General features: G+C 64.4%; 10 protein-coding genes. 6 read left to right on the forward strand and 4 right to left on the reverse strand.

What is annotated here, in order from left to right; translation table 11 throughout:
* Nucleotides 1–9: 9 nt before the first annotated feature.
* Nucleotides 10–2034 (reverse strand): PAS domain S-box protein, encoded by a 2025-nt coding sequence (locus tag JAB8_RS00115; RefSeq protein WP_070287727.1) that lies wholly within the window; start codon nt 2032–2034, stop codon nt 10–12.
* A gap of 130 nt (nt 2035–2164) precedes the next feature.
* Here JAB8_RS00115 and JAB8_RS00120 point away from each other — a divergent pair, with 130 nt between their 5' ends.
* The 6 genes from JAB8_RS00120 to JAB8_RS00145 all read left to right on the forward strand — a co-directional run bounded on the left by JAB8_RS00120 (nt 2165) and on the right by JAB8_RS00145 (nt 7256).
* Nucleotides 2165–3163, forward strand: a complete 999-nt coding sequence (locus tag JAB8_RS00120) for a TRAP transporter substrate-binding protein (RefSeq protein ID WP_070223050.1) — start codon at nt 2165–2167, stop codon at nt 3161–3163.
* 116 nt (nt 3164–3279) lie between these two features.
* Nucleotides 3280–3852, forward strand: a complete 573-nt coding sequence (locus JAB8_RS00125; RefSeq protein ID WP_034746865.1) for a TRAP transporter small permease — start codon at nt 3280–3282, stop codon at nt 3850–3852.
* On the forward strand, nt 3849–5129 hold the full coding sequence (locus tag JAB8_RS00130) for a TRAP transporter large permease subunit (protein ID WP_070223052.1): 1281 nt from the start codon (nt 3849–3851) through the stop codon (nt 5127–5129). Before JAB8_RS00125 ends, JAB8_RS00130 begins: the two co-directional genes overlap by 4 nt.
* A 425-nt stretch (nt 5130–5554) precedes the next feature.
* Complete coding sequence (locus JAB8_RS00135) at nt 5555–6055, forward strand: methylated-DNA--[protein]-cysteine S-methyltransferase (protein WP_070287728.1); 501 nt, start codon at nt 5555–5557, stop codon at nt 6053–6055.
* Entirely contained in the window at nt 6055–6969 is a 915-nt protein-coding gene (gene xerD, locus JAB8_RS00140; protein WP_175444799.1) for a site-specific tyrosine recombinase XerD, read from the forward strand. The genes JAB8_RS00135 and xerD overlap by 1 nt, the downstream gene beginning before the upstream one ends.
* 80 nt (nt 6970–7049) lie before the next feature.
* Nucleotides 7050–7256, forward strand: coding sequence for a hypothetical protein (locus JAB8_RS00145; protein ID WP_070223057.1), 207 nt, complete (start codon nt 7050–7052; stop codon nt 7254–7256).
* Between the two features lie 66 nt (nt 7257–7322).
* Here the strand turns inward: JAB8_RS00145 and JAB8_RS00150 are convergent, their stop codons facing one another.
* From JAB8_RS00150 to JAB8_RS00160, 3 genes are read right to left on the reverse strand one after another with little or no spacing between them, the layout of a single operon-like run.
* Entirely contained in the window at nt 7323–8600 is a 1278-nt protein-coding gene (locus JAB8_RS00150) for a TolC family protein (RefSeq protein ID WP_070287730.1), read from the reverse strand.
* Nucleotides 8587–11691, reverse strand: a complete 3105-nt coding sequence (locus tag JAB8_RS00155; protein ID WP_070287732.1) for a CusA/CzcA family heavy metal efflux RND transporter — start codon at nt 11689–11691, stop codon at nt 8587–8589. The genes JAB8_RS00150 and JAB8_RS00155 overlap by 14 nt, the downstream gene beginning before the upstream one ends.
* A complete protein-coding gene (locus JAB8_RS00160; protein WP_070287734.1) occupies nt 11684–12817 on the reverse strand; it encodes an efflux RND transporter periplasmic adaptor subunit in 1134 nt (377 codons plus the stop codon). Before JAB8_RS00160 ends, JAB8_RS00155 begins: the two co-directional genes overlap by 8 nt.
* Nucleotides 12818–13030: the final 213 nt, after the last annotated feature.

Below are 13030 nucleotides of genomic sequence, written 5' to 3' on the forward strand. Positions count from 1 at the left end.
GGTTATTCGTTATGCGTTATTGCCTGGTGCGGCGCGCGGCGCGGCCGGCACGCTGAAGGTAAAGATGGTACCGCCAGCGGGGTTGGCGCCGAAGGTCAGCGCGCCGCCGTGAAATTCGATGGCAGTGCGGCAGATGTTCAGGCCCATGCCCATGCCTTCGGACTTGGTCGAGAAAAACGGCGAAAACAGCCGCTCGGCCACGTCCACCGGGATGCCGTGGCCATGGTCGATCACGTCCACCGTCACCATGCCTTGCTGCGCGTCGTGGCTGGCCCGCAGACGCATGATACGCCGTCCGGGCGCCGCATCCTGCATGGCTTCGATGGCGTTGCGCGTCAGGTTCAGCAGCACTTGCTCGATCATCACGGGGTCGGCGCGCAGCAGCGGCAGGTCCGGCGGCAGCTCTTCCTGGATGGTGACATAGTATTTGCGCGCCTGCAGGTCGATCAGCGCGCGGATGCCGTCGATCAGGGTGCGCAGGGCGATATCCTGGCGCTGCGGTTCGCTCTTGCGCACGAAATCGTGCACGCTGCGGATGATCTGGCCGGCCCGCTGCGCCTGCGCGCTGGCCTGTTCCAGCGCCGGCTTCAGGGTGCCCGGATCGACGGGGGCGTCATGCTCGATGGCGCGGCGGATCAAATTCAAGGCCCCTGTCGTGTAGCTGGAAATGGCCGCCAGCGGCTGGTTCAGTTCATGCGCCAGCATCGACGCCAGCTCGCCCATGGTGGCCAGGCGCGAGCTCGTTTGCAGCTTTTCCTGCTGCTGGCGATTGAGCTCCTCGACGCGCTTGCGGTCCGAGATGTCGAGCACGGAACCCATCCAGCCCGTCTGCTGGCCATTCTTGTCCACCAGCGGCGCTTCGAAGATCAGCACGGGCACGCGCGTGCCGTCCGGGCGCTGGAAATAGGTTTCGAACTGCGGCGTGGGATTGCCGGCCAGGGCCTTGACGAAGCGCTGCTGGTATTCCTCCAGCGCCTCCGGCACCCAGTAGGGCATGGGCGGCAAACGGCCCAGGATTTCCTCGGGCGGATAGCCGACGATCTGGCAAAACGCGGGATTCACGTAGGTGACGCGGCCTTCCAGGTCGCGCGCGCGCATGCCCGTCACCAAAGAGTTTTCCATCGCCGTGCGAAACAGCATCTGCTGGCGCAGCGCGCCTTCGGCCACCAGGCGGCGCGAGATGTGGCGCCACAGGGCCAGCAAGCTCCATAATAAACCCAGCGACAGGGCGATGACGGAGCCGACCAGCAGATTGGGCAGCAGCTTGGGCTGGCTTTTCACGCTGTCGGTAAACAGGGTGATGGTGGCGCCGGGCACGTCGAGCGCGCGCTTGTGCGTGTACACGCCGTGGCCGGGACCGGCGGCGGCGCGCCGCGCCAGCACCTTGTCGTCGCGGTCGATCAGCGAAATCTGGTTATCCTGCGCAAACCACCACGGCACCATTTCATCGAGCAGGCTGCTGATCTGATAGGTGGCCACCAGGCTGCCGACATAGCGCTGACCATCGAACAGGGGCTGGTGGTAATCCATCAGCATGGCGCCCGGCGGCGCATCGGGAAAGCCCGTCTGCTGCGAAGGCTGGGCGTATTGGCCCCGGTGCAGGCGGCGCGCATTGTCGGCCGCCGTCAGCGAGGCCGGCGCAAACGACAGGGCGTGCGGCAGATTGTTGTCGCTGGTGGCCAGCACCTTGCCGTTGGTATCGAGCCACAGCACGCGCTGCAATTCGCGGCCATTGCGCAGCATCTGCTGCAGCCGTTCGTGCACTTTTTCCGCCGACAGGGAGCCGCTGGCGATGTCCACGCCCAGGTTGAACAGGCTTTCCTCGTTGCGCGCCAGCTGGAAGCGGATGGTCTGCTCCACCCACAGCGTATCGGCGATCAGCTGCTCCTGGCGCTCGTTGCTTTCCATCTGGCGTGCCTGCCAGGGTAGCCAGAACAGGATGGACAGGAACAGCAGCAGCAGGATGACGGGCAGCAGCCAGCGCATCGGACTCGATAGCTTGAAGCGGCGCGCAAGGGTGGGGGGAGTCGGCATGGCTGGCAGGGTAGCGGCTTATCGGGAACCGGCTATTGTGGTTAACCACAATAGCCGAGGCAGTTTCTTTGGCACAATATTCAAGTAGACAAATAATAAAGTTTTTCTAAACACCATTCAGGAGACAAAAATGCAGATGAAAACCATGTTCGTCGCGCTGTGCGCGGCCATCGGCGCCACCGCCGGCGTCCACGCTTACGCGCAAGCCCCCATCGTCATCAAGTTCAGCCACGTCGTGGCCACGGACACGCCGAAAGGCCAGGCCGCCGAGCGCTTCAAGCAGCTGGCCGAAAAAGCCACGAATGGCAAGGTCAAGGTCGAACTGTACCCGAACAGCCAGTTGTACAAGGACAAGGAAGAACTCGAAGCCCTGCAGCTGGGCGCCGTGCAGATGCTGGCGCCGTCGCTGGCCAAGTTCGGCCCGCTGGGCGTGAAGGAATTCGAAGCGTTCGACCTGCCCTACATCTTCCCCACCAAGACGGCGTTGTACAACGTCACCGAAGGTGAAATCGGCAAGAGCCTGCTGAAAAAACTCGAACCCAAGGGTATCACGGGCCTGGCCTACTGGGACAATGGCTTCAAGGTGATGTCGGCCAACAAGCCGCTGCATACCCCGGCCGACTTCAAGGGCCTGAAAATGCGCATCCAGTCGTCGAAGGTACTCGATGCGCAGATGCGCGCGCTGGGCGCCAACCCGCAGGTGCTGGCCTTCTCGGAAGTGTATCAGGCGCTGCAGACGGGCGTGGTCGACGGCACGGAAAATCCGCCATCGAATATGTACACGCAAAAGATGCATGAAGTGCAAAAGCACGTGACCGTGTCCAACCACGGCTACCTGGGCTATGCCGTCATCGTCAACAAGAAATTCTGGGACGGCTTGCCGCCCGATATCCGCACGCAGCTGGAAAAAGCCATGCGCGAGGCGACCACGTTTGAAAAAGCCATCGCCCAGCGCGACAACGACCAGGCCCTCGACGCCATCAAGAAAGCGGGCAAGACGCAGATCTATACGCTGACGGTGCAGGAACAGGCCGAATGGCGCAAGGCGCTGGCACCCGTGCAGAAGGCCATGGAAGGGCGCATCGGCAAGGATCTGATCTCGGCCATCAACAAGGAAAGCGCGAAGTAAGCAGCGCTGGCCGCGCCGCCTGGCGCGGCAGGCAGGGCATCCCTGCCGGTCCGTTTGAACGACTCCCGCGCGTCCTGCGCGGGAGTGCGTGCACCCGCATTCTTTGAAAGTCCACCATGAAATTTCTGGATCACCTGGAAGAGTGGCTGATCGCGACCCTGATGGGCGCGGCCACCTTCATCATCTTCGTCGCGGTCGTGCACCGCTACCTGGCAGGCTTGCCGATTCCGGGCCTGCAAGACTTCCTGATTCAAATCAACACCAGCTGGGCCCAGGAACTGTGCATCTACATGTTCGTCTGGATGGCCAAGTTCGGCGCCGCGTATGGCGTGCGCACGGGCATCCACGTGGGCGTCGACGTCCTGATCAACCGCATGAACCCGCGCTGGCGCGACCGTTTCATCGTCTTCGGCCTGGGCGCCGGCGCCCTGTTTACGGGCATCGTCGGGACCCTGGGAGCCAGCTTCGTGTGGTCGATCGGCCACACGGACCAGACTTCGGCCGACATGGAAATACCGATGTGGCTGGTCTACCTGGCCGTGCCGCTCGGTTCCTACCTGATGTGCTTCCGTTTCCTGCAGGTGATGGTGCATTTCATCAAGACGGGCGCCCTGCCAAAACACGACCACTCGCACGTCGAGGGCCTGGAAGATGAACTGACGGCGGAAGAAAAAGGAGCCAAGGCATGAACGCGCTGATTATTTTTGTGCTGCTGCTGGCACTGATGCTGACCGGCATGCCGATCTCCATCTCGCTGGGCCTGACGGTATTGACGTTCCTGTTCACCATGACCAGCGTGCCCATCGAATCGGTGGCCCTGAAGATCTTCACGGGCATCGAGAAATTCGAAATCATGGCCATCCCCTTCTTCATTTTGGCGGGTAACTTCCTCACGCATGGCGGGGTGGCGCGGCGCATGATCAACTTCGCCAGCTCCATGGTGGGCCACTGGCATGGCGGCCTGGCGCTGGCCGGCGTGATGGCGTGCGCGCTGTTTGCCGCCGTCTCCGGCTCCAGCCCCGCCACCGTGGTGGCGATCGGCTCCATCATCCTGCCGGCCATGGTCAAGCAGGGCTATCCGCGCGGTTTCGGCGCCGGCGTCATCACGACTTCGGGCGCGCTGGGCATCCTGATCCCGCCCTCGATCGTGATGGTGATGTATTCCGTCAGCACGAACACGTCCGTGGGCAAGCTGTTCATGGCGGGCGTGATTCCCGGCATGATGCTGGCCATGCTGCTGGGCCTGACCACGTGGTTCTTGGCGCGCAAGCACAACTATCCGCGCATGCAGAAGGCCAGCTGGGGCGAGCGCTTCGTCACGTTCAAGAAGAGCGCCTGGGGCCTGCTGCTGATCGTCATCGTCATGGGCGGCATCTATTCGGGCGCGTTTACGCCGACGGAAGCGGCCGCCATGGCTGCCGTGTACGCCTTCATCATTGCCGTCTTCGTCTACAAGGACTTGAAGATCAAGCAAGTGGGCAAGGTCTTGCTCGACTCGGCCGCCATGTCGGCGATGCTGTTGTACATCATCACGAATGCCGTGCTGTTCTCGTTCCTGATGACCAGCGAAAACATCCCGCAGGCGATGGCCGAATGGATCACGGGCAAGGGCCTGGGCGTGATCAGCTTCTTGCTGGTGGTCAACGTACTGTTGTTGTTGGCTGGTAACGTCATGGAACCGTCGTCCATCGTGCTGATCATGGCGCCGATCTTGTTCCCCGTCGCCATGAAGCTGGGCATCGATCCTGTGCACTTCGGCATCCTGATCGTGGTCAACATGGAAGTGGGCATGTGCCATCCGCCCGTGGGCTTGAACCTGTACGTGGCGTCCGGCATCACCAAGATGGGCATCTCGGAGCTGACCGTGGCCGTGATGCCATGGCTGCTGACGATGCTGGCCTTCCTGGGCTTGATTACCTACGTACCACAAATCTCGCTGTGGTTGCCAAATTTAATTTACAACTAAAACAGTTGTCCCCTTCATGGTGCAAAAAAAGTCGATCCTGCCGAACAAATGCGCTATGATGGGCAGCCTTAAGGGGAAACACGTATATGCATATGCGCCCCGGTAGCAAGGCTGAAATACAGAATTGGCAACAAGGTTAGTGGGGGAGTGGTCTATAAAAACGGTATTGATACCGGGGATATATTGAGGAGACACACGTTTCACAGAAGTTGTTGAGTCATAGCTGTCTGCGGCCACAAGCCGGCACCGGCGGACCCAAACGACCGGGAACGTGAAGCAATATTTGAAGCGCACCGGCTGGTGCGCTTTTTTTTCGTGCGCAGGAAACGTCCGCCGGCACGCCCAAAGTCGGTGCATAATTCCCGTGGCGCGGTTTCCGGCGCCGGCAAGTTGCATATATGCCACACTTGAATAATGATCAGCAGATGAAAAAACAACAGGGCAGTGAACTGTTCAGCGCCATCGTGGCCGCGCCGTTCGGCGCCATGGGCGTGCGCGCGCAGGACGGCCAGGTATGCGAACTGGTCTACCTGCCGCCGCACTTTGCCGAGAAAGATCCGCAGGATGCCGTCTCCGAGCGGGCGTGCGAACAACTGGCGCGCTATTTCCGCGACCCCGATGCACCGTTCGACCTGCCGCTGGCCGCTTCGGGCAGCGCTTACCAGCAACGCGTATGGGCGGCGATCGCCGGTATCCCGCGCGGCCAGGTGCGCACGTATGGCGACGTGGCGCGCCTGATCGGTTCGGCGCCGCGCGCCGTGGGCCAGGCCTGCGGCGCCAACTGGTTTCCCGTGGTGATCCCTTGCCACCGCGTGACGGCCGCCGGCGGTCTGGGCGGCTTTGCCCACCATGACGATGCGACCGGCTTCCACCTGGGCGTCAAGCGCTGGCTGCTGGCGCATGAAGGCGTGGAAGCTTACCGATGATGAACAGTCTGCTGGCGCCCGACAACGCCACCCTGATCGATGAATTCTGCGACAGCCTGTGGCTGGAAGACGGCCTGTCGAAAAACTCGCTCGATGCCTACCGGCGCGACATGCGGCTGTTCGCCCGCTGGCTGGAAGTGGCGCGGCCCGGGCGCGAGGGCCTGTATGAGGTATCCACGGCCGACATCGAGGCGTATTTTGCCGCCCGCCACGACGAAAGCAAGGCGACGTCGTCGAACCGGCGCCTCTCTGTGCTCAAGCGGTTTTACCAGCTGGCCTTGCGGCACAAGCATATCGCGGCCGACCCGTGCCTGAAGATGGTGTCGGCCAAGCAGCCGGCGCGCTTCGTGCATACCCTGAGCGAAGCGCAGGTGGAAGCGTTGCTGGCGGCGCCCGACGTGAGCACGCCGCTGGGCTTGCGCGAGCGCACGATGCTCGAACTCATGTATGCCAGCGGCTTGCGCGTGTCGGAACTGGTGGACTTGCAATCCGTGGAACTGAGCCTGAACGATGGCGTGCTGCGCATCACGGGCAAGGGCAGCAAGACGCGGCTGGTGCCGTTCGGCGAACAGGCGCGGCTGTGGATCGAGCGCTACCTGAAGGAGGCGCGTGGCGTGATTCTCGACGGGCAGATGGACGACGCGCTGTTCGTCACGCGGCGCGGCGGCGCCATGACGCGGCAAATGTTCTGGGTCATCATCAAGAAACACGCGCTGAACGCGGGCATCACGGCGCCGCTGTCGCCGCATACCTTGCGCCACGCGTTCGCCACGCATTTGCTGAACCACGGTGCGGACTTGCGTGTTGTGCAATTGTTACTGGGGCACTCCGATATTTCCACCACGCAGATTTACACGCATGTGGCCCGTGAACGGCTGAAACTGCTGCACGCGCAGCATCATCCGCGAGGCTAAACATTTGGAGTTTGCTCCAACTACGTCATAATGTGCCTTATATGCTTATCTGTAACATCTAAAAACTAAAGAGGTAGTAAATGGCCAAGACAAATTTCCAATACGAAAAACGGCAAAAAGAGCTGGAAAAGAAGAAGAAAGCCGAGGAAAAAGCCAGGCGCAAGCTGGAAGCGAAAAACAATCCGAAGCCGGCCGATGGCAGCGAGGGCGATGAGCCGGAAGCGGACGACGCAGACGTCGACGCTGATCCAGCCGCCGCTGGCGACGCTCCTGCCCAGCCGCAGTAATTCCCCTGTTTCTGACGACCGGTGCGGCATGGCCGCGCCGGTCTCCCCGCGTTTTTCCTTCCCCCGCTACAAGCGCGGCCGCTGGCCGATCGCCAGTTGCAGCTGCGTGCTGGCGATGGCCGCATCGGCGCGCGCCTGCACATAACCCTGATACGCCTCATCGGCCGAACGCTGCGCCGCCAGCCATTCCAGCAGCGAGGCATTGCCACTGAAGTAGGACAGGCGCATGCCGTCGACCACCTTTTGCGCATCGACCAGCACGCCGTCGCGGTAGCGCGCCAGCCTGTCCTGCGCCGCACGCAGCTGCCGCTGCGCCGTGCGCACCTGCGTTTCCGCCGCCAGTTCCGCCTGGCGCAGGGCCAGCATCGCCTGCGTCACGCCCGCTTCCGCCTGCACCACGTCGCCCTTGTCGCGCCGCGACAGGGGGATGGGGATGGCCAGCGATACGCTCAAGGCGCGCGAGCGTGGCGACCCGTCGACGGGATTGCCGCTGGCGTCAACGCCGTCACGGTAGCCGCGCGCGGCGGCCAGGCCCACGGTGACGGTCGGGTCGACCGAGCGGTTGGCGTGCACGAGCGCAGCGCCGTCGCGCAGATTGTCCACGGTGGCGCGGGCGATGCGCACGTCGCTGCGCGCCTCGAGCGCCTGCGGCACCAGCACCGTGGCATCCCTGTTTTCATACGCGGCGAAGTCGCAGGCCAGCTGCGCGTCCGGAAACAGGCCGTCGAACCGGCGGCCCAAGGGGGGCGACAAATTCAACATGGCGCTGTCGGCCTCGCTGCGCGCCTGCGCCAGCTCGGCCTGGAACTGGTCGCGTTCCACGCGCGACTGCAGCAGCTCGATGCCGCCCACGTCGCCCGCCTTGCGCCGCACGGCATTCGCATCGACGACTTTCGACAGGGCCGCCATGGTCTGCTCCTTGCGCGCGAGGACCTCGCGCGTGCGGCACGCTTCCGTGAACGCGGCGGCGGCCGTGGCATACAGTTCGCTTTTGAAGCCGGCCACCGTTTCCTCGGCCAGCGCGACATGGCTGTGCGCCGCCTTCAAGCGCGCGGCGCGCTTGCCGCCCGTCTCGATGGCCATGCTGATGGCCGGATTCCACGTGACGGGGCGGTGCTCGACGCTGCGCACGGTTTCGCGCGTGGCGCCCAGCGTGAATTCGGGATCGGGACGCAGGCCGGCGATGCCGATGCCCGCCTTGGCCGAGACGATGTCTTCCTGCTGCGCCTGCAATTCCAGGCTGTGGCTTTCCACGGCGGACAAATAGGTCTCGAAGCTCAAGGGCGCGGCGCTGGCGCCGGGCGCGATCAGCCAGGCCGCCAGCAATACATTAAAACGTGTCATGGTTCACTCCTTCGGTATCGGTCCGGCGTTGTTGTACATACGCCTCGATCAGGTAATACAGGGCCGGCAACAGCAGCAGGGTCAGTGCCGTCGCCGTCACCAGCCCGCCCACCACCACGGTGGCCAACGGGCGCTGCACGTCGCTGCCCAGGCCTGTCGCCAGCATGGCCGGCGTCAGGCCCAGGGCGGCCACGGTGGCCGTCATCAGCACGGGGCGCATGCGGTCGCGCGCGCCTTCCAGCACGGCGTCGCGCAAGCTCCTGCCTTCGTCCGCGCGCAAGCGGTTGATCTGCGCCAGCATCAGCACGGCATTGAGCACGGCCACGCCGAACAGGGCGATGAAGCCGACGGCGCTCGACACGTTCAGGGTCATGCCGCGCAGGTGCAGCGCGGCCAGGCCACCGAGCATGGCCAGCGGCACGGCCAGCAAGACCAGCGCGGGCTGGCGCAGGTTGCGGAACTGGCCAAACAGCAGCAGGAACATGGCGCCCAGGGTCATCGGCAGGATCAGGGCCAGGCGGCTTTGCGCGCGCTGCAGGTTTTCAAACTGGCCGCCCCACTCGACGCTGATGCGCTGGTGCTCGCCCGCCACGGCTTGCGCCACCAGCGGGCGCGCTTCGGCCAGGAAGCCGGCCAGGTCGCGTCCGCGGGCATTGAGGCGCACGATGATGTGGCGCCGCCCCATTTCGCGCACGATCACGCTTTCGCCCGAGGTGGTGCTGATGGTGGCCACCTGCGCCAGTGGCACCCTGGCACCGTTGGCGGCCGTGAGCTTCAGGCTGGCGATGGCGTCCGGGCTGGAACGCGTGGCGGGCGGGAAGCGCACGGCGATGTCATAGCTTTTTTCGCCCACGTAGACCTGGCCGATGGGCGCGCCGCCGATGCCGGTGGCAATCAGGTCGGCCACGTCGGCCGCATTGATGCCGTAGCGGGCCGCCTTCGCGCGGTCCAGTTCCACCTTCAGGTTGGGCAGCGGCGGCTCCACGTCCACCGCCACGTCGGAGGCGCCGTGGACAGTCTTCAGCACATTGGCCACCTTGCTGGCGATGGCGCGCACCTCATCGAGGTCGTTGCCGAAGATTTTCACCGTCAGGTCGCTGTGCGCGCCCGACAATTTGTCCTGTACGCCATCGATCATCGGCTGCATGAAGGCGACTGTGACGCCGGGCATGCGCGCGAAGCGCTCGTTCATTTTTGCGATCAGCTGCTGCTTGCTCATGCCCGACTTCCAGCTTTTATAGGGATGCAGTCCCACGCTTGCCTCGATGTGCGACGGCGTCCAGTAATCGGTGCCGTCGTCGTTGCGTCCCGTCTGCGTGACGATGGTCGACACTTCCGGGAATTCCAGCGCGGCGCGCCGCAGTTCGCCGGCCATCTCCGACGCCTTGTCCAGGGTGATCCCGGGCGGCATCTGCACCTGCAGCCACAGCGACCCCTCATCGAGGTAGGGTAAAAAATCGCGGCCGATGCTGCCGCCCAGGATGGCAAGCGCTGCGAGCGATCCTGCGCACACCATCGCCACCCAGCGCTTCTTGCCCACCATGCGTTCGAGGAAGCGGCCATACGCGCCCGTCAGCTTGTCCAGCACGCGGTTATGGAAGGTGCGGCGCGGCTTGCGCAGGGCCAGCCAGGCCAGGCCCGGGATCAGCACCAGGGCCACCACCAGCGCGCCCACGAGCGCCGCGCCCACCGCATACGCCATCGGTGAGAACAGCTTGTACTCGATGCGCTGGAAGGCGAACAGGGGCAGGTAGGCGGCGATGATGACGGCCATGCCGAACATGATGGGGCGCGCCACCTGCAGGGTCGCGTCGATGGCGTCCTGCAGGGTGAGCGGGCGGTCCTGCTCGCGCTCACGGCGGCGCAGCATGTTTTCCAGCACCACCACGGAACCGTCGACGAGGATGCCGAAGTCGATCGCTCCCAAGGACAGCAAATTGGCGGGAATCTTAAAGTGGTGCATGAAGATAAAGGCGATCAGCAGGGCCAGCGGGATCGTCAGCGCGACGATGGCGGCCGCGCGCGGGCTGCCCAGATACAGCAGCAGCACGAGGGCGACGAGCAGCATGCCTTCGCCCAGGGTAAATCCCACCGTGTGCAGGGTGGCGTCGATCAGCGAGCTGCGGTCCAGGTAGGGCACGACCTTGACGTCCTTCGGCAGCACATTCGCATTCAAATCGTCCACGGCCGCATGGATGCCGGCCAGCGCTTCGGACGGGTTGAAATCCTTCAGCAGCAGGGTGATGCCTTCGATGGTGTCGGGGTTGTCGTCCTTGCCCAGGATGCCGCGCCGCTCGACGTTGCCGTAAGCGAGCTTGCCCAGGTCCTTCACCAGCACGGGCACGCCGTCCTTGCTGCTGACGACGACGTTACCCATGTCATCGAGCGAATGCAGCAGGCCCACGCCGCGCACCACGTACGATTGCTGGCCGCGGTCGATGACGCTGCCGCCGCCGCTGAGGTTATTGGCGTTGATGGCGTCCTTCACCTGCGCCAGCGAGAAACCGTAGCTGTCCAGTTTTGCGGGGTCGAGTTCCAGCATGAATTGCGTCGTCAGGCCGCCGAAATTGCTGACGTCGGCCACGCCGCGCACCTGCTGCAGGCGCGGAATCACGGTCCAGAACTGCAGCTCGGATAGTTCGCGCAGGGAGCGCGTTTTCGATTCCAGCGTGTAGCGGTAGATCTCGCCCGTGGGCGAGGTGTAGGGATCGAGTCCCGGCTTGGCGTCGTACGGCAGGTTCACGCTGGCCAGGCGCTCCTGCAACCGTTCGCGCGTGAAGTAGCCGTCGCTGCCATCCTCGAACACCACGGTGATCAGCGACAGCGCGAACAGGCTGCGCGTGCGCAGCACGTGCATGCCGGGCGTGCCGAGCAGGGCGCGCTCGAGCGGGATGGTGATCTGCTGCTCGATCTCCTCGGCGCCCAGGCCCGGCACCTGCGTGACGATCTGCGAGGTCACGTCGGCGATGTCGGGATAGGCTTCGATGGGCAGCTGCTTCCAGCAGTAGACGCCGTAGACGGCGACGAACAGCAGCACCAGCCAGACGATGCCGCGCCGCTGGCAGCAGGTGGCGATGAAACGGTCAATCATTGAGCAGCACTCCTTCCTTGACGACGATGCGTTCGCCCGCTTTCAGGCCGGCGAGGATTTCCACCTGTTCTCCATGGCTGGCGCCCACTTCCACCGTGCGCGGCGTAAATACCAGCGGGCTGCGCTCGACCATCACGCGTGTCGATGGCCCGCTTTGCAGCACGGCCGCCGCGGGCACGAGGAGGGCGCGGCGGCTGGCGCCGGCGAATCCCGCGTGGGCAAACATGCCCGGCTTGAAGGTGCCGGCGCGGTTGTCGATGGCCACGCGCACCTTCACCGTGCGTGTCTCGGGATCGAGCACGGCGCCCACATACGCGACCTTGCCCTCGAAAGCCTTGCCGGGCCAGGCATCGACGGTGATGCGGGCCGTCTGGCCCACGGCCACTTGCGCCAGGTCCCTTTCGGCCACGTTGGCCGACAGCCACACGGTGGAGAGATCCGCCACCGTCATGACGGGTGCGTTGATATCGTTCCAGTAGCCGCCCTGGGCGCCTTCCATGGCGATCACGGTGCCGGCGATGGGCGAACGCAGCACGTAGTCGCGGTGGGTGCCACGTGTGCCGCGCGCGCCGGCGCCGTACTGGGCCAGCTTGTCGGCGCTGGCCTGCGCGTCGCTGCCTGCCTGCGCAAAGGCCGCCTGGGCCGCTTCATATTCCTTGCGCGCGGCGATTTCCGCCTCGAACAGCGTTTTCTGGCGCTCCAGTTCCTGGCGCGCCTGCAGCAGGGCGGACTTCGCCTTGCTGTCGTCCGCGTAGGCGGCACTGAGTTCCGCCGAGTCGAGCGTGAACAGCGGGTCGCCCGCCTTCACGCTGTCGCCCAGGGCGCGCTGCAGGCGCGTGATGCGCCCGGCCAGGGGCGGCGTGATCTTCACCAGTTTTTCCGGCATCGCTTCGATGCTGCCCGGCGCCTCCGTCTGCGTGGCGATCTCCTGTTCCTGCACGGCGGCGATCTGCAGGCGCTGGCGCAGCGGCGACATCCTGTCGACGGCGATGCTGCCGTCGTCCAGATGCATCGATTGGACGGGCGGCGTGGCTGCCGCCGTCGGTTTGGCGCAGCCGGCCAGGGCCGAGCAGGCGAGAGCGAGGGCGCAGCTGGCGCCCAGGGCGTTGCGGGTGGTCGTGTTCATCCCGTGTTTCCTTGTTATTGATGGTGATGGGGCATGCGTGGATGCCGTGCCCAGGCGGGCGGTCAGAGGGGAGCGCGGGCAGCGGTATGACAGCGCCGGAGAAGCATAGCAATGTGCTCCTGAAGAAGCGCCCAAGAACGCCTGAATCATTCTTCAGGTTGCGTGCGCGCGCGGTGTGGCGCGGTAAAATGCAAGGATGGAAAATGCGGGAAA

This window comes from Janthinobacterium sp. HH106, from assembly GCF_001758725.1.
GTDB lineage: Bacteria > Pseudomonadota > Gammaproteobacteria > Burkholderiales > Burkholderiaceae_D > Janthinobacterium.